Annotated in this window: 23 protein-coding genes; 12 read left to right on the top strand and 11 right to left on the bottom strand. The window is 56.2% G+C overall.

Going from position 1 to position 23,234, the window contains the following annotated elements; genetic code table 11:
• Position 1: 1 nt before the first annotated feature.
• The 3 genes from rpe to trpS are packed head-to-tail and all read left to right on the top strand — an operon-like array spanning position 2 to position 2,429.
• Positions 2 to 679, top strand: a complete 678-nt coding sequence (gene rpe / locus BJF97_RS26775) for a ribulose-phosphate 3-epimerase (RefSeq protein ID WP_004126039.1) — start codon at positions 2 to 4, stop codon at positions 677 to 679.
• Complete coding sequence (gene gph / locus BJF97_RS26770; RefSeq protein WP_025107839.1) at positions 672 to 1,421, top strand: phosphoglycolate phosphatase; 750 nt, start codon at positions 672 to 674, stop codon at positions 1,419 to 1,421. The genes rpe and gph overlap by 8 nt, the downstream gene beginning before the upstream one ends.
• Positions 1,422 to 1,424: 3 nt before the next feature.
• A complete protein-coding gene (gene trpS, locus BJF97_RS26765) occupies positions 1,425 to 2,429 on the top strand; it encodes a tryptophan--tRNA ligase (protein ID WP_004854910.1) in 1,005 nt (334 codons plus the stop codon).
• A gap of 89 nt (positions 2,430 to 2,518) precedes the next feature.
• Here trpS and cysG read toward each other — a convergent pair whose 3' ends face one another.
• The 4 genes from cysG to nirB form a co-directional block, all read right to left on the bottom strand.
• Positions 2,519 to 3,892, bottom strand: coding sequence for a siroheme synthase CysG (gene cysG / locus BJF97_RS26760; protein WP_032693740.1), 1,374 nt, complete (start codon positions 3,890 to 3,892; stop codon positions 2,519 to 2,521).
• A 107-nt stretch (positions 3,893 to 3,999) separates the two neighbouring features.
• The gene (gene nirC / locus BJF97_RS26755) at positions 4,000 to 4,806 is read right to left on the bottom strand and encodes a nitrite transporter NirC (RefSeq protein ID WP_014227053.1); all 807 of its coding nucleotides are present in this window, start codon (positions 4,804 to 4,806) and stop codon (positions 4,000 to 4,002) included.
• Positions 4,807 to 4,942: 136 nt separating this feature from the next.
• The gene (nirD, locus tag BJF97_RS26750; RefSeq protein ID WP_014227052.1) at positions 4,943 to 5,269 is read right to left on the bottom strand and encodes a nitrite reductase small subunit NirD; all 327 of its coding nucleotides are present in this window, start codon (positions 5,267 to 5,269) and stop codon (positions 4,943 to 4,945) included.
• Positions 5,266 to 7,809 carry an NADPH-nitrite reductase large subunit gene (gene nirB / locus BJF97_RS26745; protein WP_014227051.1) on the bottom strand — a complete coding sequence of 848 codons (2,544 nt, stop codon included), beginning with the start codon at positions 7,807 to 7,809 and terminating at the stop codon, positions 5,266 to 5,268. The genes nirD and nirB overlap by 4 nt, the downstream gene beginning before the upstream one ends.
• A 240-nt stretch (positions 7,810 to 8,049) precedes the next feature.
• On the opposite strand from nirB, the gene BJF97_RS26740 reads away from it, so the two are divergent.
• Positions 8,050 to 9,372: a cytosine deaminase gene (locus tag BJF97_RS26740; RefSeq protein ID WP_009654835.1), complete on the top strand. Its 1,323-nt coding sequence runs from the start codon at positions 8,050 to 8,052 to the stop codon at positions 9,370 to 9,372.
• On the opposite strand, the gene tsgA is transcribed toward BJF97_RS26740, so the two are convergent.
• Positions 9,369 to 10,553, bottom strand: a complete 1,185-nt coding sequence (gene tsgA, locus BJF97_RS26735) for an MFS transporter TsgA (RefSeq protein WP_032693739.1) — start codon at positions 10,551 to 10,553, stop codon at positions 9,369 to 9,371. The two genes, BJF97_RS26740 and tsgA, sit on opposite strands and share 4 nt — an antisense overlap.
• Positions 10,554 to 10,830: 277 nt before the next feature.
• Here tsgA and ppiA point away from each other — a divergent pair, with 277 nt between their 5' ends.
• The 5 genes from ppiA to argD all read left to right on the top strand — a co-directional run bounded on the left by ppiA (position 10,831) and on the right by argD (position 14,173).
• Positions 10,831 to 11,400, top strand: coding sequence for a peptidylprolyl isomerase A (gene ppiA / locus BJF97_RS26730; protein WP_004854889.1), 570 nt, complete (start codon positions 10,831 to 10,833; stop codon positions 11,398 to 11,400).
• A 108-nt stretch (positions 11,401 to 11,508) separates the two neighbouring features.
• A complete protein-coding gene (locus tag BJF97_RS26725) occupies positions 11,509 to 11,676 on the top strand; it encodes a YhfG family protein (RefSeq protein ID WP_004854887.1) in 168 nt (55 codons plus the stop codon).
• Positions 11,666 to 12,268: a putative adenosine monophosphate-protein transferase Fic gene (locus tag BJF97_RS26720; RefSeq protein WP_014227050.1), complete on the top strand. Its 603-nt coding sequence runs from the start codon at positions 11,666 to 11,668 to the stop codon at positions 12,266 to 12,268. The genes BJF97_RS26725 and BJF97_RS26720 overlap by 11 nt, the downstream gene beginning before the upstream one ends.
• 31 nt (positions 12,269 to 12,299) lie before the next feature.
• Positions 12,300 to 12,863, top strand: a complete 564-nt coding sequence (pabA, locus tag BJF97_RS26715; RefSeq protein ID WP_014227049.1) for an aminodeoxychorismate synthase component 2 — start codon at positions 12,300 to 12,302, stop codon at positions 12,861 to 12,863.
• 89 nt (positions 12,864 to 12,952) lie between these two features.
• Complete coding sequence (argD, locus tag BJF97_RS26710; protein WP_014839676.1) at positions 12,953 to 14,173, top strand: bifunctional acetylornithine/succinyldiaminopimelate transaminase; 1,221 nt, start codon at positions 12,953 to 12,955, stop codon at positions 14,171 to 14,173.
• On the opposite strand, the gene BJF97_RS26705 is transcribed toward argD, so the two are convergent.
• A complete protein-coding gene (locus BJF97_RS26705) occupies positions 14,163 to 16,241 on the bottom strand; it encodes a YccS/YhfK family putative transporter (RefSeq protein ID WP_014839675.1) in 2,079 nt (692 codons plus the stop codon). The genes argD and BJF97_RS26705 overlap by 11 nt on opposite strands.
• 51 nt (positions 16,242 to 16,292) lie before the next feature.
• Positions 16,293 to 16,925 (bottom strand): cAMP-activated global transcriptional regulator CRP, encoded by a 633-nt coding sequence (gene crp, locus BJF97_RS26700; protein ID WP_000242758.1) that lies wholly within the window; start codon positions 16,923 to 16,925, stop codon positions 16,293 to 16,295.
• Positions 16,926 to 17,229: 304 nt separating this feature from the next.
• On the opposite strand from crp, the gene BJF97_RS26695 reads away from it, so the two are divergent.
• Complete coding sequence (locus tag BJF97_RS26695) at positions 17,230 to 17,634, top strand: OsmC family protein (protein WP_004854875.1); 405 nt, start codon at positions 17,230 to 17,232, stop codon at positions 17,632 to 17,634.
• Positions 17,635 to 17,677: 43 nt separating this feature from the next.
• On the opposite strand, the gene BJF97_RS26690 is transcribed toward BJF97_RS26695, so the two are convergent.
• The 4 genes from BJF97_RS26690 to BJF97_RS26675 form a co-directional block, all read right to left on the bottom strand.
• Positions 17,678 to 18,550, bottom strand: a complete 873-nt coding sequence (locus tag BJF97_RS26690; protein ID WP_004854874.1) for a phosphoribulokinase — start codon at positions 18,548 to 18,550, stop codon at positions 17,678 to 17,680.
• 35 nt (positions 18,551 to 18,585) lie between these two features.
• Positions 18,586 to 18,804: a YheU family protein gene (locus tag BJF97_RS26685; protein ID WP_004125965.1), complete on the bottom strand. Its 219-nt coding sequence runs from the start codon at positions 18,802 to 18,804 to the stop codon at positions 18,586 to 18,588.
• Positions 18,801 to 19,760, bottom strand: a complete 960-nt coding sequence (locus BJF97_RS26680; protein WP_231719137.1) for a hydrolase — start codon at positions 19,758 to 19,760, stop codon at positions 18,801 to 18,803. The genes BJF97_RS26685 and BJF97_RS26680 overlap by 4 nt, the downstream gene beginning before the upstream one ends.
• A gap of 144 nt (positions 19,761 to 19,904) precedes the next feature.
• Positions 19,905 to 20,624 (bottom strand): NUDIX hydrolase, encoded by a 720-nt coding sequence (locus BJF97_RS26675; RefSeq protein WP_032693738.1) that lies wholly within the window; start codon positions 20,622 to 20,624, stop codon positions 19,905 to 19,907.
• 196 nt (positions 20,625 to 20,820) lie between these two features.
• On the opposite strand from BJF97_RS26675, the gene prs reads away from it, so the two are divergent.
• A complete protein-coding gene (gene prs, locus BJF97_RS26670) occupies positions 20,821 to 21,690 on the top strand; it encodes a ribose-phosphate diphosphokinase (protein ID WP_032693737.1) in 870 nt (289 codons plus the stop codon).
• A 4-nt stretch (positions 21,691 to 21,694) separates the two neighbouring features.
• On the top strand, positions 21,695 to 23,185 hold the full coding sequence (locus BJF97_RS26665) for a nicotinate phosphoribosyltransferase (protein WP_032693747.1): 1,491 nt from the start codon (positions 21,695 to 21,697) through the stop codon (positions 23,183 to 23,185).
• The last annotated feature ends 49 nt before the right edge of the window (positions 23,186 to 23,234 follow it).

Below are 23,234 nucleotides of genomic sequence, written 5' to 3'. Positions count from 1 at the left end.
GATGAAGCAGTATTTGATTGCCCCTTCGATTCTGTCGGCTGATTTTGCCCGTCTGGGCGAGGATACCGCCAATGCGTTGGCTGCGGGTGCGGATGTTGTGCACTTTGACGTGATGGACAACCACTACGTGCCGAATCTGACCATTGGTCCGATGGTGCTTAAATCACTGCGAAATTACGGTATCACCGCGCCGATTGATGTGCATTTGATGGTCAAGCCCGTTGACCGCATCGTTCCTGATTTTGCCGCCGCGGGCGCCAGCATCATTACTTTCCATCCGGAAGCTTCTGAACACGTTGACCGCACGCTGCAGCTTATCAAAGAGCACGGCTGTAAAGCCGGTCTGGTGTTTAACCCGGCCACTTCCCTGAGCTACCTCGACTACGTGATGGATAAGCTGGATGTCATCCTGCTGATGTCCGTCAACCCAGGCTTTGGCGGCCAGTCTTTTATTCCGCACACCCTGGAAAAACTGCGTGAAGTTCGTCGTCGCATTGATGAATCCGGCTACGACATCCGTCTGGAAGTCGACGGCGGCGTAAAAGTCAGCAATATCGCTGAGATTGCCGCAGCCGGTGCGGATATGTTTGTTGCCGGATCGGCCATTTTCGATCAGCCTGACTACAAAAAAGTGGTCGATCAAATGCGTAGCGAATTAGCAAAGGTTAGCCATGGATAAGTTACAAAATATTCGCGGCGTAGCGTTCGATCTCGACGGGACGCTGGTAGACAGCGCGCCGGGATTGACCGCTGCCGTTGATAACGCCCTGTATGCGCTGGAACTGCCGATGGCGGGCGAAGAGCGCGTCGTGACCTGGATTGGCAACGGCGCTGACGTTCTGATCCAGCGGGCTCTGACCTGGGCCCGTCAGGAGCGCGCGGCGCTGAGAGCGGCGCAGGGTAAACCTTCCGTCGATCATGACGATATCCCGCAGGCTGAACAGCAGGCCATTTTGCGCAAGCTGTTCGATCGCTACTATGGCGAAGTGGCGGAAGAGGGAAGCTTTTTGTTTCCTGCCGTTGCCGATACGCTGGGTGCGCTGCACGCAAAGGGCCTGCCGCTGGCGCTGGTAACCAATAAACCGACGCCGTTTGTCGCGCCGATTCTGGCGTCGCTGGATATCGCGAAATATTTTACCGTTGTTATCGGCGGCGATGATGTAAAAAACAAAAAACCGCATCCGGAACCGCTGCTTCTGGTCGCGGAGAAACTGGGGCTGGCACCCGCGGATCTGCTGTTCGTTGGCGACTCGCGCAACGATATTCAGGCCGCGAAGGCCGCGGGCTGCAGCTCGATCGGCCTGACCTACGGCTACAACTACGGCGAGCCGATTTCGCTGAGCGAGCCGGATTATATCTTTGACCAATTTAATGAACTCTTGCCTGCTTTCGGGCTACCGTACAGTGAAACTCAGGAATAAAAAATGACTAAGCCCATCGTTTTTAGTGGCGCACAGCCCTCCGGTGAATTGACCATTGGCAACTATATGGGTGCGCTGCGTCAGTGGGTAAACATGCAGGACGATTACCACTGCATTTACTGCATCGTTGACCAGCACGCGATTACCGTTCGTCAGGACCCGCAGCAGCTGCGTAAGGCCACGCTGGACACGCTGGCGCTGTATCTGGCGTGCGGTATCGACCCGCAAAAAAGCACCATCTTCGTTCAGTCCCACGTGCCGGAGCACGCGCAGCTCGGCTGGGCGCTGAACTGCTACACCTATTTCGGCGAACTGAGCCGTATGACCCAGTTTAAAGACAAGTCATCGCGCTATGCGGAAAACATTAACGCCGGTCTGTTTGACTATCCGGTACTGATGGCTGCCGACATTCTGCTGTATCAGACTAACCAGGTCCCGGTTGGCGAAGACCAGAAACAGCACCTGGAGCTGAGCCGCGATGTCGCCCAGCGTTTCAACGCTATCTACGGCGACGTGTTTAAAGTGCCGGAACCGTTTATTCCAAAATCCGGCGCGCGCGTGATGTCGCTGCTGGAGCCGACCAAAAAGATGTCCAAGTCAGATGATAACCGCAACAACGTTATCGGCCTGCTGGAAGACCCGAAATCGGTGGTGAAGAAGATCAAACGCGCGGTCACCGACTCCGACGAGCCGCCGGTTGTTCGCTACGATATCCAGAACAAAGCGGGCGTCTCGAACCTGCTGGATATCCTCTCTGCCGTTACCGGACAGAGCATTCCAGAGCTGGAGCAGCATTTTGAAGGCAAAATGTACGGTCACCTGAAGGGCGAAGTGGCTGAAGCCGTTTCCGGCATGCTGACCGAACTGCAGGAGCGCTATCACCGATTCCGCGGTGATGAAGCATTCCTCAATCAGGTCATGAAAGAGGGTGCGGAGAAAGCCAGCGCTCGCGCTTCCGTTACCCTGAAAGCGGTTTACGAAGCGATTGGTTTCGTCGCTAAACCCTGAGCAATTTGCTGGTCTCAGCGCAATAAAAAGCCGGGTGCAATGCATCCGGCTTTTTAATTTGTGAGCGGTTTTGAGCTACATCAGCGTCATTAATGGTTGGAGAACCAGTTCAGCTTATCGCGCAGGCCGACCACGCGGCCGACAATAATCAGCGCCGGGCTGGCCATTTGCTGGGCCAGAATATCCAATTGCTCTAACGTGCCGGTGACAACCTTCTGCGTTATCGCCGTTCCGTTTTCAACGATGGCTGTGGGCATATCCGCCGCCATGCCGTGGGCAATCAGTTTTTCCCGGATCGCCGGGGCCTGGTTCAGGCCCATATAAAACACCAGGGTTTGCTTTTCAACCGCCAGGTTTTCCCAGTCCAGCTCGCCGCCGGTCTTGAGGTGGCCGGTAACCAGGCGCACGCCCTGGGCAAAATCCCGGTGGGTCAGGGGAATGCCCGAGTAGGCGGAACAGCCTGAGGCCGCGGTAATTCCCGGTACAACGGAGAACGGAATACCGGCATGGCACAAGGTTTCCAGCTCTTCGCCGCCGCGGCCAAAGATAAACGGATCGCCGCCTTTCAGTCGTACAACGCGTTTCCCCCCCTGGGCTTCGCGCAGCAGAATCTGGTTAATCTCTTCCTGCGGTACGCAGTGGTAGCCCGAGCGTTTACCCACGAAGACCCGGTCGGCATCGCGGCGCACCAGATTCATGATATCGTCGGAGACCAGGCGGTCATAAACCACGACATCGGCCTGCTGTATTTGCTGCAGGCCTTTGAGGGTCAGCAGTCCGGCGTCGCCGGGGCCGGCGCCCACCAGTACCACTTCACCGCGATGATCCAGCGGCTCGGTCAGCAGCTGCTCCGTGGCGTCAGCGACGGCCTGGCGGTCCTCGTTGGCCAGCGACTGCGCCAGCCTGTCGTTAACAAACAGTTTCTCCCAAAAGCGTCGGCGCTCGCCGACGGTGGCAAACTGTTTTTTCACCCGTGAGCGCAGCTGACCAGCGTAGTGGGCCAGCTGGCCTAAATGCAGCGGTAAAACTGACTCCAGCTTTTCGCGCAGCAGGCGCGCCAGAACCGGCGAGGTGCCGCCGGATGAGACGGCCACCATCAGCGGCGAGCGGTCGATAATCGACGGCATAATAAAGCTGGCCTGCTGAGGGGCGTCGACCACGTTACAAAATATTCGCCTTTCTTCCGCTGACGCGCTGACCCGTTGATTAACCGCTTCGTTGTCGGTTGCGGCAATGGCCAGCCAGCAGTTATCCAGCAGAGCAGGATTAAACTCGCCCTGCACCAGGGTCAGCATGTTTGCATCGGCCCATACCTGGAATTGCGGCACAAAATCCAGGGCATTGACCGTTAATCTGGCGCCGGCGTCCAGTAACAGGCGAGCTTTACGTTCAGCCACATCGCCGCCGCCGACTAACAGGCAGTCGCGATCGCGTAATTGGCAAAATATAGGCAAATGGTCCACGACATTCCCTCTTAATTATTGGCAGCAGCCTTAGAATCTGGCTATCAGGCTATCTTATTTATCAGGTTGAACCTGGGCAATGTTCAACCTGCCTGCACCGATTAGGTCTACTGAGCCAGACTCTTAGTCTCGTTAGTTTTTTCCGGGGCGGGGCGCTCCGATTGCGGCGTAGCATACCAATAACCCAATCCCATAAATACGACACCGGACAAAGTATTGCCGAGTGTTACCCATAACAGATTGTGACCGATTCCCGCAAGCCTGTAGGCATCGCTATGATGGCCAAACCAGGAGAGGGCAAACAGCGTCATGTTGGCGACGGAGTGCTCATAGCCGGACGCGATAAACGCCAGCAGACACCACCAGATAGCAATAAATTTTGCCGCGCCTTCGGTACGGATTGCCATCCAGATCGCCAGACACACCAGCCAGTTACACAGTGCGCCTTTGAAAAAGAGCGCCATCGCGGATTGGCTGGTTTTTGCCAGCGCGACGGTGTGGACGAGGCTGGTATCGACCGGCAGCAGGCTGCCGCCGCCCCAGCTATACAGCAGCGCCACGAAAACGGAACCCGCAAGGTTACCCATCCAGGTTTGCGGCAGAATCGCCCACATCTGCCCCTGGCTGATGGTCCCCGCCTTCACGCCCAGGGTCAGGAACATGGTGTGGCCGGTGAACAATTCAGAGCCGGCGATAATCACCAGCGTTAACGCAATGCCAAAGGTGGCGCCCATCACCAGCGGGCGAACGGCAGGGTCGAGCAGGTTGCCGAGGGTGAATATAAGGATGATGCCGAGGCCGACGTAGGCGCCCGCCATCATGGCGCTGACCCAGAAGCTGAGTGGATGATTGGCCGAGAGGCGCGCAATGCGCCCGGCGTTGGCCGCGCACTTGTTTATTGTGTCCGTAAACATAGGAGTTCCTTTAGCACCTCATCCCTTGCGCTGGCTCTTGGTTAGCTGCCTTCGCGATGCAGTACAAATGATGTTGTGCCATAAATTGAAGAAAAAAATGCAAAAAAAGGGAGGCGTTGCGCCTCCCGTAAAGTGATTAACTGCGTAGCTGCACGACGCCGTCTTTCACTCGGGCTTCATAGTGCGCCACCGAATGGCTTTCATCTTCCATACACAGGCCGTCGCGCAGGCGGAAGCGCTGCTTTTTCAGCGGACTGGCAACCCACAGCTCGCCCTGATGCTCGGCGATCAGGCCGCGAGACAGGACGCTGGATTCAAAGAACGGGTCGATATTGCTAATCGCAAACACCTGGTCGCCGTGATACGGGCGGAAAATCGCCACCTGTTTGTCGCCTAACAGCGCGCAGACGCCGGTTTCCGGCAGGATGTCATCGAGTTTGCAGATGTTTTTCCACTGGCTCATGCGTTTTCCTCCACCAGAGTTACCGGGATACGTTCGTACGGCGTGGCCGGGCGATGTTGTTCACGCTCAGGCACTACCTGGACGTTAGGGTCGCGCTTGTCGCTGTTGATAAAGTGTTTGAAGCGTACCTGGGCCGCTGGCGAGTTAACGGTTTCCGTCCACTCGCAGACTACCGCTGCACGCAGGCGAGCCATCTCTTCTTCCAGATGCTCGTTCAGTCCCAGCTTGTCGTCGATGATGACCGACTTCAGATAATCGATGCCGCCTTCCAGGTTGTCCAGCCACGGCGCGGTACGGGTCAGTTTGTCGGCGGTACGGATATAGAACATCATGAAGCGGTCGAGGTATTTCATCAGCGTTTCGCGGTCAAGATCCGCTGCCAGCAGATCCGCGTGGCGCGGCTTCATGCCGCCGTTGCCGCAGACGTAAAGGTTCCAGCCTTTCTCCGTGGCGATGATGCCGACGTCTTTACCCTGGGCTTCCGCACATTCACGGGTACAGCCGGAGACGCCAAACTTCATTTTATGCGGCGTACGAATGCCTTTGTAGCGGTTTTCCAGCTCGACGCCGAAACCCACGCTGTCGCCTACGCCGTAGCGGCACCAGGTGCTGCCTACGCAGGTTTTCGCCATCCGCAGCGCCTTGGCATACGCGTGACCGGTTTCGAAGCCCGCGTCGATCAGCTGACGCCAGATTTCCGGCAGATCGTCTTTTTGCGCGCCGAACAGGCCGATACGCTGAGAGCCGGTGATCTTGGTGTACAGATTAAATTCGCGGGCGATACGGCCGACGGCCACCAGGCCTTCCGGCGTGATTTCGCCGCCCGCAGAGCGCGGGATAACGGAGTAGGTGCCGTCTTTCTGGATGTTGGCCAGGAAGTTGTCGTTGGTATCCTGCAGCGGGGTATGCTGCGGCTTGAGGATATATTCGTTCCAGCAGGAAGCCAGCAGAGAGCCCACGGTCGGTTTACACACTTCGCAGCCGTAGCCTTTACCGTGTTTCGCCAGCAGCTCTTCAAAGGTTTTGATGCCTTCCACCCGGATGAGGTGGAACAGTTCCTGACGGGAGTACGCAAAGTGCTCGCACAGGTTATTGTTGACTTCGATGCCCTGTTTCGCCAGTTCGGCGTTGAGCACCTGAGTCACCAGCGGGATACAGCCGCCGCAGCCGGTACCGGCTTTGGTTTCTGCCTTCAGCGCCGCCACCGTGTGGCAGCCTTTATTAATGGCGGCAATCAATGCGCCCTTGGTGACGTCAAAGCAGGAACAAATTTGTGCGCTGTCCGGCAGTTTATCGACGCCGATGGACGGCTTACCGCTGCCCGCGTGCGCCGGCAGGATCAGCGAGTCGGGGTTTTCCGGCAGTTCGATGGCGTTCAGCACCAGCTGCAGCAGGTTGCCGTAATCGCTGGTATCGCCCACCAGCACCGCGCCGAGCAGGGTCTTGTTGTCAGGGCTGACGATAAGGCGTTTGTAGACCTCTTTGCTTTCGTCGAGGTAAACGTAGCTGCGCGCGCCCGGCGTACGACCGTGAGCGTCGCCAATGCCGCCGACGTCAACGCCCAGCAGCTTCAGCTTGGCGCTAAGATCCGCGCCTTCAAAGGCGTTTTCGGTCTGGAGGATATGGTCAACGGTAACCTGAGCCATTTTGTAGCCCGGGGCGACCAGGCCGTAAACGCGGTTGTTCCAGCTGGCGCATTCACCGATGGCGTAGATATCCGGGTCAGAGGTCTGGCAGGCGTCGTTAATCACGATGCCACCGCGCGGAGCGACTTCCAGACCGCACTGGGTGGCCAGCTTATCGCGCGGGCGGATACCGGTAGAGAAGACGATAAAGTCGACTTCCAGCTCGCTGCCGTCGGCAAAACGCATGGTTTTACGCGCTTCGGTACCTTCCTGAACGATCTCTTTGGTGTTTTTACTGGTGTGCACGCGCACGCCCATGCTTTCAATCTTGCGACGTAGCTGTTCGCCACCCATCTGATCCAGCTGTTCCGCCATCAGCATGGGCGCGAATTCAATCACGTGGGTCTCAACGCCGAGATTTTTCAGCGCGCCCGCGGCTTCGAGGCCTAACAAACCGCCGCCGACGACCGCGCCGCGTTTGCTGCGGCGGGCGCAGGCTTCAATCGCGTTAAGGTCTTCAATGGTACGATAAACAAAGCAGTCCTGGGTTTCAGAACCTTTAATCGGCGGGATCCACGGGTAGGAACCGGTCGCCATAATCAGCTTGTCATAGAAAACGGTACGGCCCGCGCTGGAGTGGATAACCTTCTCCTGGCGGTTGATGGTGATGGCGCGTTCGCCGACCAGCACCTTAACGCCGTGCTTCTCGTAGAAACCTTCCCGTACCAAAGAGAGTTCTTCGGCGGTATGGTGAGAGAAGTAGGAGGAGAGGTGCACGCGGTCGTAGGCGATACGGGGTTCTTCACAGAAGACGGTAATATCGAACAGGCTGGCGTCGGATTTATCAAGAAGGTCCTCAATAAAGCGGTGGCCGACCATACCATTACCAATGATAGCGAGTCTGACTTTGCTCATTTTTGCCTCGATTTCTTTTATATTACCGCCTACCTTAACGATTCAGCCGCGACACTTATTGATGCAAATCAATTACACCTTTACCTACTACTTAAGTGGTATGTTTATGATTTGTCAGTATTTTTATAAGTAACGGAAAACGCTGGCTTTTCCTTTTTGCTTTTTTTATGTACAAAATTAGCAACGGATACCCACGGCGGGTTGAGTAAAACTTCAGCAACAATTACGGGAGTCATCGATATGACAGCAGCGCCGCTTTGGTTAATTGAGAATGTTCGTCTGCCCGATCGCGAAGGGTTATGGCAGATAGCGATAGACAAGGGGCGCTTCGGGGATATCACCCCTATGGGGGAGGCGCGCAAAGAGAATTTTGAAGTGCTGAACGCCCGCGGCGGACTGGCCATCCCCCCTTTTATTGAGCCGCATATCCACCTTGATACGACCCAAACCGCCGGAGAGCCGAACTGGAACCAGTCCGGGACGCTGTTTGAAGGGATTGAGCGTTGGGCGGAGCGTAAGGCTTTATTGAGCCATGAGGACGTTAAAGCCCGCGCGTGGAAGACGCTGAAGTGGCAGATCGCCAACGGCATCCAGTTTGTTCGTACCCACGTTGATGTTTCCGATCCGACGCTGACCGCGCTCAAAGCCATGCTGGAGGTAAAGCAGGAGGTCGCGCCGTGGGTAGAGCTGCAGATTGTCGCCTTCCCCCAGGAGGGCATTTTATCCTACCCCAATGGTGAGGCCCTGCTGGAAGAGGCGCTGCGTCTGGGGGCCGACGTGGTGGGCGCGATTCCGCATTTTGAATTTACGCGCGAATATGGCGTGGAATCCCTGCACATCGCTTTCCGTCTGGCGAAAAAGTATCAGCGGCCTCTGGATATCCACTGCGATGAAATTGATGATGAACAGTCGCGGTTCGTTGAAACCGTGGCGGCACTGGCGTTAAAAGAGGGGATAGGTCCGCAAGTAACCGCCAGCCATACCACCGCGATGCACTCCTACAATGGCGCCTATACGTCACGTCTTTTTCGTTTGCTGAAGCTCTCCGGCATTAACTTCGTCGCTAACCCGCTGGTCAATATTCACCTCCAGGGACGCTTTGACGACTATCCGAAGCGTCGCGGTATCACGCGCGTGAAGGAGCTGATGGCGGCGGGCATTAACGTCTGCTTTGGCCATGACGATGTATTTGACCCCTGGTATCCACTGGGGACCGGCAATATGCTGCAGGTGCTGCACATGGGTCTGCACGTTTGCCAGATGATGGGCTATCAGCAGATTAACGAGGGACTGAAGCTGGTCACGGAAAATAGCGCGCGCACGTTTGGCCTGAGCGATTACGGTATTGCGACGGGGAACACGGCGAATCTGGTGATTCTGCCCGCGGAAAACGGGTTTGAGGCCGTGCGTTGTCAGGTTCCGGTGCGTTGGTCAATCCGCCAGGGGAGAGTCATCGCCACCACGCAGCTGGCGCAAACCTGGGTTCAGATGGATCGGGGCGGTGAGGAGCTGTTCTTTACCCGAAATAGCCCCTTTGCCGGAACAAAGGGGCCTGAGGCTTAGTGCGATTCCGCTGCCGCGTTGTTCTGACGGTGGCGGGAGACGAAGCCGAGGATCAGACACATCACAAACACCACGGCATAGAGGCCGTTAGCGGTATGCAGCGCTGCCAGCGGACCGCTGGCGGCAACGATAGGGCCGGTCACGACGAAAGTCAGCATAGTACCCACGGTTCCGCAGGTCAGAATGAAGTTCACCAGCTTCGGCGACGACACTCGGGTTTGCTGTGAACCCAGGGTGATGATCGACGTATAGATGGCGCTGGAGAAGAAGCCGAGGGTCAGAATAAACCACGGCATATGCTCCGGCGAACCGTTGATAAACAGATACATCAGTACCATCGCTACGCCCGCCAGCACGGTCAGAATACGCTGCAGGTCGAAGAAGCGCAGGATGAAGCTGAAAGACCACATGCCGATCATGTACGACATCCAGAAATCGCTCACCAGTTTACCCGCATCGCCAAGGCTCATGCCCAGGCCTTTGGCGTATTCCGGTACCCAGGAGATGAAACCCAACTGGCCGAGGATGTAGCATAGCGCAGCGATGGAGAGGAACAGCACGCCGATACCCCATTTCTCTTTCACTACCGGCTGGCTATCCTGCAGGGCTTTTTTGCCCAATACCGGGAATTCACAGCCGAAGGTCAGAATGAAAATAGCGACGTAGACCAGGCCGATGCAGGCATAAACCCAGTACCATTCGATGCTGCGCGCCAGCAGATAAGCGGCCAGCATCGGGAAGATCATCCCCGCCATGCTGAAGAAGGAGTCGGTGAACAGCAGACGCGCCCCGCGCTGACGGCCTTCATACATATGGGTGATCAGGAAGGTACCAATCGACATGGTAATCCCGCTGACCAGCCCAAGCACGAACATCGAAGCGGAAAACAGCGCCAGGCTGTGGCTGAACATTAAACCCGCGACGGCCAGAACCATCAGGATAAAGCCAAAACGCAGCTGGGTTTTCAGCGGAACAATTTCCATCAGCCAGGCGTTCAGGAAGATAGAGATCAGGATACCGGCATTAAGGAAAGTAAAGGTGTTGCTCATACTGGAAACGGGCAGATGAAAATAATCTGCGATATTTCCCATCACCATCCCGGTGACAATCACCAACGCGCCGGTCAGGGCGTAGGAGAAGAAGCTGATCCATGTGAGCTTGATACGATTGCTGTTAGTCATGACTGGCCTGTGAATAGAAATGTAAAGCGCGTTGACTCTGCGCCGGGCGGACAGATTTTATGCGTTAGCGTGATTCAAGCAAACGTTTATTCTGAAATTTATATATTTTTGCAATTCTTAGTGTGACTAATATCACATTTATCTATTTGGCCGATCGCCAGGCCCACCGTTACAACTGTTTCAGCTAAGTAAAATTAGGTAAAAGGCTGGCCCAGGATGCAAAGGCTCTTTAGAATCAAAGCACTCGGTTTTTATTCTGCTCCGTTAAGGAATTTCCATGCTCAAATCAACTCTCGCGGCGGTGGCTGCCGTTTTCGCCATTTCAGCATTCTCCCCGGCCATGGCGGCAAAAGGGGATCCCCATGTGTTGCTGACCACGTCTGCGGGCAATATTGAGCTTGAGCTGAATAGCCAGAAAGCACCGATCTCGGTGGATAACTTCCTCAAGTACGTGAACAGCGGCTTTTATAACAACACCACTTTTCACCGCGTGATCCCGGGCTTTATGGTGCAGGGCGGCGGCTTTAACGAGCAGATGCAGCAGAAACAGCCTAATCCACCGATTAAAAACGAAGCCGACAACGGCCTGCGCAATACGCGTGGCACCATCGCCATGGCGCGTACCGCCGATCAGGACAGCGCTACCAGCCAGTTCTTTATCAATATTGCGGATAACGCCTTCCTCGATCATGGCCAGCGTGATTTTGGCTATGCGGTGTTTGGTAAAGTCGTTAAAGGTATGGACGTGGCGGATAAGATTTCTCAGGTGCCGACCCATAACGTTGGGCCGTATCAGAATGTACCGTCCAAACCTATCGTGATCCTTTCCGCAAAAGTTCTGCCGTAATTTTATTTTGCGCGGGTAACCCGTACCCGCGCAGCCCCCGCTTCCCTGCGAAATCGTTTTTTGCCGCTTATACTTGTGGCAACTGCGGACGCGTCAGGGAGGTGTTAAATGAAAAAGCTCACCGAAAAACAGAAATCCCGTCTCTGGGAGGATCGACGTAACGTGAATTTTCAGGCCAGCCGACGGCTGGAGGGCGTCGATGTTCCGCTGATAACCCTTACCCCCGAAGAAGCCCTGGCGCGCATTGCGGCGTTAAGGAGTCACTATGAGCGATAAATTCGGCGAGGGGCGGGACCCCTATCTCTACCCCGGTCTTAAGGTGATGCGCAACCGCCTGGGGATTCGCCAGGCTCAGCGACTTGAGCAGGCGGCGTGGGAGCTGACCGCATTACGCGCGGCAACCATTGAACTCGGGCCGTTGGTGCGGGGATTGCCTCATCTCTGCGCTATTCATCGCCAGCTCTATCAGGATGTCTTCGACTGGGCGGGGCAGCTGCGTGAAGTGGATATCTATCAGGGCGACACCCGTTTCTGCCATTTCGCCTATATCGAAAAAGAGGGAAACGCGCTGCTTCAGGATCTTGAAGAGGAAGGTTATCTGGTGGGTCTCGCGCAGGATAAATTCATTGAACGTCTTGCTCATTACTACTGCGAAATTAACGTCCTGCATCCTTTCCGTCTCGGTAACGGCTTGGCGCAACGCATTTTCTTTGAGCAGCTGGCTATCCATGCGGGCTATACGCTGGATTGGCGCGATATTGCGGTCGATGCGTGGAACCAGGCCAACCAGAGCGGAGCGATGGGCGACCTTTCTCCACTGCGGACGATATTTCGCAAAGTGGTAAGCGAAGCGACGGAAACTGAGTAGAATAGCGCGGTTCTTTGTTCCCGGAGCCGCTATGATCCTGCTTATCGATAACTACGATTCTTTCACCTGGAATTTGTACCAGTATTTCTGCGAACTTGGGGCGGAAGTGCTGGTCAGGCGTAACGACGAGCTGACGTTAGCGGACATTATTTCCCTGGCGCCAGCGAAAATAGTTATCTCGCCGGGCCCCTGTACGCCGGATGAGTCGGGGATTTCACTGGCGGCGATCCGCCATTTTTCCGGCCAAACGCCGATCTTAGGCGTTTGCCTCGGCCATCAGGCCATCGCCCAGGTTTTCGGCGCCGCTATCGTACGAGCCGCCAAAGTCATGCACGGAAAAACGTCCCCCGTTAGCCATACCGGTCAAGGGGTGTTCCTTGGACTGAATAACCCGCTTACGGTGACCCGCTACCACTCCCTGCTCATTGATCCGCTAACGCTGCCTGAATGCTTTGAGGTGACCGCCCGCAGCGAAGAGGGGGAGATCATGGGCATTCGCCACCGCGTGTTCGATCTCGAGGGCGTGCAGTTTCATCCGGAGAGTATTCTCAGCGAGCAGGGCCACCAGCTGCTGGCAAACTTCCTCAATCGGTGATTTGTAGTTGCCATGAGTTGATTTTTTATGCATATTTTGTGATTAGATTATCATAATCATTGCTGCATAACGTAAAGGATGGGCACCACATGGCAACTGAACAACCGGCAATCACCCGCGCTACATTCGATGAGGTCATTTTGCCGATTTATGCACCGGCAGAATTTATTCCGGTGAAGGGTAAGGGAAGCCGGGTATGGGATCAGCAGGGTAAAGAGTACGTTGATTTCGCCGGTGGGATTGCCGTGACCGCGCTCGGTCATTGCCATCCGGCGCTGGTGGCGGCACTGCATGAGCAGGGTGAAAAGCTGTGGCATACCAGCAACGTTTTTACCAACGAACCGGCCCTGCGACTCGGGCGGAAGCTGGTGGATGCGACTTTTGCCGATCGCGTCGTGTTTATGAACTCCGGTACGGAAGCTAACGAAACGGCTTTCAAGCTGGCTCGCCATTACACCGTGACCCGCCATAGCCCGTACAAAACCAAAATCATCGCTTTCCATAATGCGTTTCACGGTCGCTCGCTTTTCACCGTCTCGGTCGGCGGTCAGCCGAAATATTCCGACGGGTTTGGGCCGAAACCGGCCGATATCGTTCACGTGCCGTTTAACGATTTACACGCGGTGAAAGCCGTGATGGACGATCATACCTGCGCGGTGGTGGTCGAGCCGATTCAGGGTGAAGGCGGAGTGACGGCGGCGACGCCGGAATTCCTGCAAGGATTGCGCGATCTCTGCGACCAGCACCAGGCACTGCTGGTGTTTGATGAAGTACAGTGCGGTATGGGGCGTACAGGCTCGCTGTTTGCCTATATGCACTACGGCGTGACGCCGGATATTCTGACCAGCGCCAAGGCGCTTGGCGGCGGCTTCCCTATCAGCGCGATGCTGACCACCCATGATATCGCCAGCGCTTTCCACGCCGGTTCTCACGGCTCAACCTACGGCGGTAACCCCCTGGCCTGCGCGGTCGGCGGAGCGGCCTTCGATCTGATTAACACGCCGGAAGTGCTGGACGGCGTCACCGCGAAGCGCGAGCTGTTTGTTGAGCACCTTCAGCGCATTGACGCGCGGTTCGATCTGTTCAGCGATATTCGCGGCATGGGTCTGCTTATCGGCGCCGAGCTGAAGCCGCAGTATCACGGGAAGGCGCGCGATTTCCTCTACGCCGCCGCAGAGGCGGGCGTCATGGTGCTCAATGCCGGACCGGACGTGATGCGCTTCGTACCGTCGCTGGTGATTGATGATAGCGATATTGCTGAAGGCATGGCGCGCTTTGCCCTGGCGGTTGAGCGGGTGCTTAGCGCTTAGTGGCGCGCAGCCAGATGCCATGATGCGGACGCTGACGCCATGCCACCGATGAAATGGTGTGCATGGTGTTCAGATGCCCGAGGATGCGCTGCAAATGCTGCTCCATCGTACTGAGCGGGCCGCGAGGAACCTCCGCATCCTGCGCCTCCATAATGTTCACATCCCCCGCGCTGCCCGGCCCGTCGGAATCCAGCCGCTGCTGGCAGCGCTGGAGCGCAATCTCGCAGGATTCCAGATAACGCTGCGCCAGATCCGGCGTCAGCATATTGTGCTCGCGCGCCAGAGTGGTCATCGCGTTAATATGCTCGACAATAAACTGGCTGTGGGTCACCCACAGCTTCATGTCTTCCAGATAGTGCGAGTTAAAGCCGGGTTCCTGCATCGCCTGATTCAGCGAGTTAAACAGCGCGTTATGCGCCTGATTAACGCGCATGCGCTGGTAGGCCAGCGCCGGGGCCTGATGATCGTCGCTGAGGATCAGCCTGATCGCTTCCTGATCGGCTTCCAGCGCATCGTGGGCATTTTTGCGCAGCAGCCCGCTTTGCCACTGCGGCCATAGCCAGACCATTCCGCCGAAGGCGATCAGACAGCCAATCAGCGTATCAATCAGTCTGGCGATGATAAACTGCTCGCCGTTCAGGGTGAGCAGCTGCAGAGTGTACACCGCCGTCACCGTAAACCCGACCATCGCCCAGCCGTAGTGCTTGCGGATAATCAGATAGCTTAACAGCGTGATGAACAGCATCGCGGTCAGCGTATAGCCTTCAGGAACGTGAAAGTGCAGCGTGAGCCCGGCAATGACCAGTCCCGCAATGGTTCCGGCAGCCCGATGGACGATACGTACCCGGGTTGCGCCGTAGCCGTTTTGCGTCACGAACAGCACGGTCATCAGGATCCAGTAGGGCTTAGGCAGATGCAGCGCGCTGCCCATCAGGCTGGCGACGCTCAGCATCACGCTGATACGCGCCGCGTTTCGTAACGCCGGCGACTTAAGCGACAGATAGTTTTTCAACGCGGGCAGCAGCGGCAGGCGGCGGGTTTTATCCGCCATCAGGTTACGCGCGTATAGCGGGCGCTGGGTGCGCAGAACCCTGGCAATGCGGCTGAAGTGCCAGGCGCAGAACTGGCCAACCGGATTATCCGGATGCTGCCAGGCGATTTTTTCCAGCGCGCCGATCTGTTTATCCATCTGAAAGCGCTGAGGATAACGGTGGTAGAGGAGATCGTCCGCCAGCTCCCGCAGGCGGGCGGCAACGGTTTGCGCGTTCCAGCGAATCACCGCTTCCGCGTGGCTGCGCTCCACCAGTTTCTGCACCTCTTCCGGCTGATGAAGACTGACGGAAATATGTTCCTGAAGGTCCAGTCCAACCTGGAAAGCGCGCAGCAGGCGTTTGTGATCGCTGCGCTGGTTAGCCGCCAGCATATGCATCTGCTGATAGCACTGGGTAATCAGATCCACCACCTTCTGCTGGCGGTTGAGCAGCGGCGGCAGCGATGTGGCGGGGTCCGTATGCTGGGTAAGCAGACTGTATTTGGCCTCGCAGTAGTTGGCCAGCTCCCGGTAGAGCAGGCTTAATGATTCGCGCAGCGGCTGTTCGCGCCACAGCCAAAACCAGAACCAGTTAAACACGCCATACCATAAGGTGCCCATGGCGTAGATTAACAGCGGCTCCCAGATCGGCATATTGCCAGCGAGACTGAGGGTAAAAATAGCCGCGATAAGCGAGGCGGGCAGCAGCCGAGCGTGCAGGGAGCTGATTTCGGCGGTGACGCCGAGGATGAGCGCCAGACCCGTGAGGATCAGCGGCAAAGGGATGTCTCGCTGCAGAAGGAGCTGAACGATCAGGCTACAGCCGGCAAACAGGCTTCCGCCGATAATCAGGCGTTTAAAGAAGCGTTTATGCGGCGTATCCAGCCCGGCAACGTTGCAGCAGGCGGGAACAAGAGAAAACAGCAGCCCCTGCTGGAGATGACCGAGCAGAAGCCCAATCGCAACCGGCAGACACAACACCAGCGTTTGCCGCAGTGCATAGTTGACTTCCGGGTGGTAAATCAGCCTGCGCCACATGAGGGGAAAACAAAAACGGCGTATTATCAGGCAATACGCCGTTTTACCGACTTAACGGGTACCGTAGACGACGATAGTTTTACCGTGCGCGGAGATCAGGTTTTGATCTTCCAGCATTTTCAGGATGCGGCCAACGGTCTCGCGGGAGCATCCGACGATCTGACCAATTTCCTGGCGGGTAATTTTAATTTGCATACCGTCCGGGTGGGTCATCGCATCCGGCTGTTTAGCCAGGTTCAGCAGCGTCTGAGCGATACGACCGGTAACGTCAAGGAAGGCGAGGTTGCCGACTTTCTCAGACGTGACCTGCAGACGACGAGCCATCTGCGAAGAGAGACGCATCAGGATGTCCGGGTTAACCTGGATCAGCTGACGGAACTTTTTGTAGGAGATTTCGGCCACTTCACATGCGGTTTTCGCACGTACCCAAGCGCTACGCTCCTGGCCTTCTTCAAACAAGCCTAATTCACCGATGAAATCGCCCTGATTAAGGTAAGAGAGGATCATCTCTTTACCTTCTTCATCCTTGATGAGTACAGCCACGGAGCCTTTAACGATGTAGTACAACGTTTCTGCTTTCTCACCCTGGTGGATCAGCGTGCTCTTTGATGGGTACTTATGAATGTGGCAATGAGACAAGAACCATTCAAGGGTAGGGTCTGTTTGCGGTTTGCCAAGCACCATGCGCGGTTATCCTCTGTTATAAGCTATCTCCGGGTGCCGACACTACACGGCATCCGGGCATGCAATCGTATTGAATCCCTATACCTGGGAATCCGGCTGAAAGTTTTCTGCAGCCTGTAATGTGAACTCCTCTGCATACATGCAGTACATCAATGTATTACTGTAGCATCCAGATTGTTTTAGCATAGCTTTCGCCGCATGTCTCCTGGTGTCTCGCTTCAGCATGACCCAGGTCGCCTTCCGTTGCGAGAATTGTTATGTACGCGTAATCTGTCAGGAAAATTACAGCCCTGGAGTTAAATTTATGCAAGCGCGAGTGAAGTGGGTTGAAGGGTTAACCTTCATCGGTGAGTCGGCTTCTGGCCACCAGATTCTGATGGACGGCAATTCCGGGGATAAAGCGCCCAGCCCAATGGAAATGGTACTGATGGCGGCAGGCGGATGCAGCGCGATTGATGTGGTTTCCATATTGCAGAAGGGCCGCCAGAACGTCACCAACTGCGAAGTTAAGCTGACCTCGGAGCGCCGCGAAGAGGCGCCGCGTCTGTTTACCCATATCAATCTGCATTTTATCGTGACCGGTAAAGAACTGAAGGACGCTGCCGTGTCTCGCGCGGTCGACCTGTCGGCGGAAAAGTATTGTTCCGTCGCGCTGATGCTTGAGAAAGCGGTAAACATTACCCACTCTTATGAAGTGATCGAAGGGTAAGCCGAACGCGCCCCGGCCGGCAATCGCGCCACCGGGGTTCTGGCTACTCGCTGATTTTCCGGCCTTCCATCAGCCGTTCAACCAGCGGCGCCATAATCAGTTCCATCGCCAGCCCCATTTTCCCGCCCGGTACCACCAGGGTATTCATATGCGAAATAAACGAGCCCTGCAGCATCGCCAGGAGCCAGGGGAAATCGATATTTTTTAGATTACGGAAATGGATAACGACAAAGCTTTCATCCAGTGAAGGGATGGCTTTGGCCGCAAACGGGTTGGACGTATCCACCGTCGGTACGCGCTGAAAGTTGAGGTGGGTGCGTGAAAACTGCGGGGTGATAAAGTTGATGTAATCTTCCATCGAGCGGACCACGGAATCCATGACCGCCTCACGAGAGTGTCCGCGCTCGCTGGTGTCGCGGATAAGCTTCTGGATCCACTCAAGATTGACGATGGGCACCACGCCGACCAGCAGGTCGACATGGTTTGCTACGTTATGCTGCGGCGTCACGACGCCGCCGTGCAGGCCTTCATAAAACAGGACGTCAGTCGGTTCCGGCAGCGGCTGCCAGGGCGTGAAGGTCCCCGGAACCTGATTCCACGGCACGGCCTCGTCATAGGTATGTAAATATTTGCGCGACTGGCCTTTGCCGCTTTGCCCATATTCGGCGAACGTGTGTTCCAGCAGGCCGAAGTCGTTAGCCTCGGGGCCAAAGTAGCTGATATGTTTGCCCTGATCGCGCGCTTTACGGATCGCCATGTCCATTTCCGGACGGGTATAGCGGTGAAAGCTATCGCCTTCAACTTCGGCGGCGTGCAGATTAAGCTGGGCGAAAATTTTGCGAAAGGCGAGGCTGGTGGTCGTGGTTCCCGCGCCGCTGGAGCCCGTGACGGCAATCACCGGATGTTTGGCAGACATAACAACTCCCAGAGTAAACGATAGTGTGTGCCGCCTTAGCCGTGAAACTGCTTGCGGGGCATGATATTCACCGTTTCGTGCAGTTCTGACCACACCAGCACGGCTTCTCCGCTTTTCAACTGCTGTTTAACATCCGCGACTTTATCCGTCAGCGAACGTTCATGTTCACCATAATCGGTGCCTTCACGTAATACAAAACTTTCGATCAGGTTATCCAGCGTTTCGGGATCGAGATCTTGCCAGGGAATGATCATATTTGCGCTCCTAGCCAACGGGTTAGCCAATCCGGGATGCGTTTTTCAAGCCACATTTCAGGCTTACGCAGCGTGCCGCCGACGAAGCCAACGTGCCCGCCGTGCTCCGTGAGCTGATATTCGACATTCGCCGGCAGCTGCTCCTGCGGGGGAATCGAGTGGTGATCCATAAAGGGATCGTCCTTCGCGTGAATAATCAGCGTGGGCTTAGTGATATCGCTCAGGCGCGGCATGGCGCTACACTGGCGATAGTAGTCCAGCGCATCGGCAAAACCGTGGATCCTGGCCGTAATGCAATCGTCAAACTCGCGGATACGGCGCATGCTTTTTAGCTGTCGTAAATCGACGGGCAGAGAGCCGGGATAGGCTTTTAGCTTACGCGCGGCGTTGGCTTTCAGCAGGTTGAGCAGGTAGCGCTGATAAACGCGGGAGAAACCTTTGTCCATATGATAGCTACAGGCTTCCAGCATAAACGGCGCCGAGACGATAACCGCGGCATCAACGGGAATAGCGTCGCCTTCTTTTGCCAGCAGGCAGCCCAGCATATTGCCCCCGAGCGAATATCCCACCGCGGCGGTGGGAACCGTGCCGTACTCGCGCTGGAGCCAGCGCAGAAACCAGGAGCCGTCTTCCGTTTCGCCCGAGTGGTAGATGCGGTTATTCCGGTTGGGTTCGCCGCTACAGCCGCGAAAGTGCATCACCACGCCCAGCCAGCCGCGCTGCATTGCCGCATGGATAAGTCCGTGTGCGTAAGGGCTGTGTAGGCTCCCCTCCAGGCCATGAAATACCACCAGGCGAGGTTTATGGCGCGCCTGAGAAGGGTCTTCACTCCATGCCAGATCGACAAAATCGCCGTCCGGCAATTCCAGACGCTGCCAGTGGGGAGTAAAGCGGAGTTTGCGACGGATTAGCCGCGGCAACATGGTTTGCAAATGACGATTGCCTACGCCGCGCATCGGATGAAACTGCTGCGAGTCGTCTTCAGGGGGCGTCATTTCTGTAGGAGTGATATCAACCATAGCACCAGAGCAATAAATAATCTTTATAACATACTATACCGCGCATGAAGTGCGCAGGTTAGCCCATATGTGGCCTTGCGGCTAATCGGTCAGCAGGTTACGTGAAAAGAGATGAAAATCGACGCCGGGTTTACGCCGCCATAGCCGCGCTTTCCGCGCGCCGGTTGCCGCTGTTTCACCGGTCTCTTCAAACATTCCGGAGGCTTCGAAGCGGCGAATCAGGCTTTTGCGTTGAATCGGCTGACCAAGGATGATTTCCGTGGCTTCCAGCAGCTGACCATGGGTAAAGGTCTCCGGCAGACAGTAAACCGGCAGTAAAGAGTACATCGTTTTTTGGCGTAAGCGATGCAGACCGGCGTCGATAATCTTTTGATGATCGAAAGCCAGCGAATAGCAATCCAGCTGCGCCACCGGTACCCAGCGGGCATCGCTGACGCTGGCGATATGCGGCTGACACTCTACCCACGAGATTAACGCAAACCAGGCGATAGTCAGGCTCCAGCCGCGCGGATCGCGATCCGGCCCGGAGAAGGTGTCGAGCTGCTCCAGCCATGACGGTGAAATCCCGGTTTTTTCCGTGAGCTTACGTAGCGCCGTGGCGCGGGTTGAATCATCGTGCGCCAGATCGATAAAGCCGCCGGGTAGCCCCCACGCCCCCTGCTGCGGTGGATTAGCGCGCTCAACCAGCAGAACGCACAGCGCCCCTTCATGCAGGGTAAACAGGACGCTGTCGACGGTCACCAGCGGCGAGGGAAAGCGGCTGGCATCGTATTGGCTGAGGTATTCGGCATCGTTGGTCATAGAGCGCTCGCAGCGGAAAAGAACGCTGACAAGTGTACCAGCCCCTTCCTGTGCAGCAAGCCTCCATTTTTATTATTGTTTTTCAATTGATTAGTCAAAATCTCCGCTTAAATGACATTTAACGCTTGCACAATATGTGTCTTAGAGACATTATTAATTGTGTCTTAGGGACACAATGTAATGAGCGGAGGTCATCATGAGCGAAAAATTTACCCTGGAACTGGATGATGAAGCGTTTACGCTTGCCAGCGGCGTCTTTCCCGATGGCGCTGTGTGGCTGAAGGTGACCGATCCACTACCGCCTTCCGCCCGTCTGATGCGCATCCGGGCGGTTGCTCTGCGCGACATGAACGATTTTATGCTACTGGCGCAGCTGGTGGAGGCCGTGCGTCATGTTACCGACGTGACGTTTAGCCATCTGGAACTGCCGTGGCTGCCGTGGGCGCGTCAGGATCGTCATATGGTGCCGGGAGACAGCTTTGCGCTGAAGGTCTTTGCCCGGCAGCTTAATACTCTTGGCTTTGACAAAGTCGTGGTGCTTGACCCGCACAGCGATGCCGCAGCGGCGGCAGTCAATAATATGGTCGCGGTGGCTCAACAGCACTGTCTTCTGCAGAGCGCCGGTCTGCGTCAGGCTATTGCTGCCGGGGAGCTGATGCTGGTGGCGCCGGATGCCGGCGCGCTAAAGAAGATTCATCCTGTGACTAAAGCCTGCGGTGCCGGAGAGTTCGCGATCCTCGGTAAAGAGCGTGACCTTGCCAGCGGCGCGTTAACCGGTTTTTCCCTGCTGGCCGGTGATGTCGCGGGTAAAGCAGTGCTTATTGTTGACGACCTCTGCGACGCAGGCGGCACCTTTATCGGCTCGGCGCAGGTGCTGCGCGAGGCGGGCGCCCGCAGCGTGAGTCTGTACGTCACCCACGGTATTTTTTCCAAAGGCGTAGAGCATCTGTTGAATAACGGCATCGATGCCGTTTACGCCACCACCTCTTTGACTTCTCCTGCCCTGGCTCATCCGCAGCTGGAGCTTATCGATATTGACGCCATCTACCGCGCACATAGGGGATAACATGATGAAAATAAATCCGATTCTGGCCATCGATGGTTATAAAGTTTCCCATCGCGTGCAGTATCCACAGGGGACAACGAAGGTCTACTCTAACTTTACCCCGCGCAGCGATCGTTTTTTCCAGTCGCCGCAGGCCGATGGCAAGCTGGTATTTTTCGGCCTGCAGGGCTTTCTGCAGTGGTTCCTGGTCGATCTGTTTAACGACGCGTTTTTCGCCCGCCCGGAAGAGGAGGTCGTGAACGAGTATAAGCAGGTGATGGACGGCTATCTGGGGAGCGATACGGTTGGGGTGGAGCCTATTCGCGCTCTGCATCGGCTTGGCTATTTACCGCTGCATATCAAAGCGCTGGATGAAGGCACCAAGGTGCCGATGAAAGTACCGGTGCTGACCATTACCAATACGCAACCTGAGTTCTTCTGGCTGGTGAACTATCTGGAGACGGTGCTTTCGGCGGAGCTGTGGAAAGCGTCAACCAACGCGACCATCGCCCACCACTATCGCCTGATTTGCGAACGCTGGGCGGAGAAAACCTGTAGCGATCTGACGCACCTTGATTTCCAATGTCACGACTTTTCGTTTCGGGGAATGTCCGGACTGCACGACACTGCGCAGTCGGGCTGCGGACATCTGGCCAGCTTCAAAGGGACCGATAGCCTGCCTTCGCTGCTGTATGCCCGTGATTATTACACTCGCGGTGAAGATGAGCTCATCGGCGCCAGCATTCCGGCTACGGAACACAGCGTGATGTGTATGGGCGAGCGCGAGCGGGAAATTGAAACCTTTCGCCGGCTGATTACCGAAGTCCACCCGCAGGGTTTCGTCTCTATCGTCTCGGATACCTGGGACTACTGGCAGGTGCTGGCCGAATACACCCGCGAGCTGCAGGCAATAATTATGCAGCGTCAGGGGCGCGTGGTATTCCGTCCGGACAGCGGCGATCCGGTGGCGATTCTGTGCGGAACCGCAGCTGGCGACGACACCCGCAGCGAGCGCAGCGCCGAGGAGAAAGGCTCCGTGGAGATTCTGTGGGAAATTTTTGGCGGCACTATCAACGAAAAAGGATACAAGGTGCTGGATCCGCATGTCGGCCTGATTTACGGCGATTCCATTACTCTCGCCAGAGCGGATGAGATCCTGCGTCGCCTGGAAGCGAAAGGTTTTGCCAGCGCTAACGTGGTGTTCGGCGTGGGTTCATTTACCTACCAGTACAACACCCGCGATACCTTCGGCTTCGCGATGAAGGCAACCTGGGGGGAGGTGAACGGCGAGGGAAGAGCCCTCTTTAAGGAGCCGAAAACCGATAATGGTCTTAAACGTTCGGCGCGTGGTCTGCTGCGCGTGGAACGCGACGCCTTGGGGGAACTGCAGCTGTACGATGGGCAAACGCTGGAACAGGAGCAGCAGGGCGAGTTAAAAACGCGCTTTCTGGATGGCAAGCTGTACGGCTATGCCTCGCTGTCGCAGATCCGCGCCCGACTGGCGGCGCAGCGCTAAGCCAGGGTGCGGAGGATGAAAAAAGGCGGGTTAGCCCGCCTTCACGTAT

The sequence above is a fragment of the Klebsiella sp. LTGPAF-6F genome (genome assembly GCF_001753185.1).
Classification (GTDB): Bacteria; Pseudomonadota; Gammaproteobacteria; order Enterobacterales; family Enterobacteriaceae; genus Klebsiella; species Klebsiella michiganensis.
The sequence above is the reverse complement of the archived record's forward strand: the minus strand, read 5'-3'. Positions and strand labels throughout refer to the sequence as shown.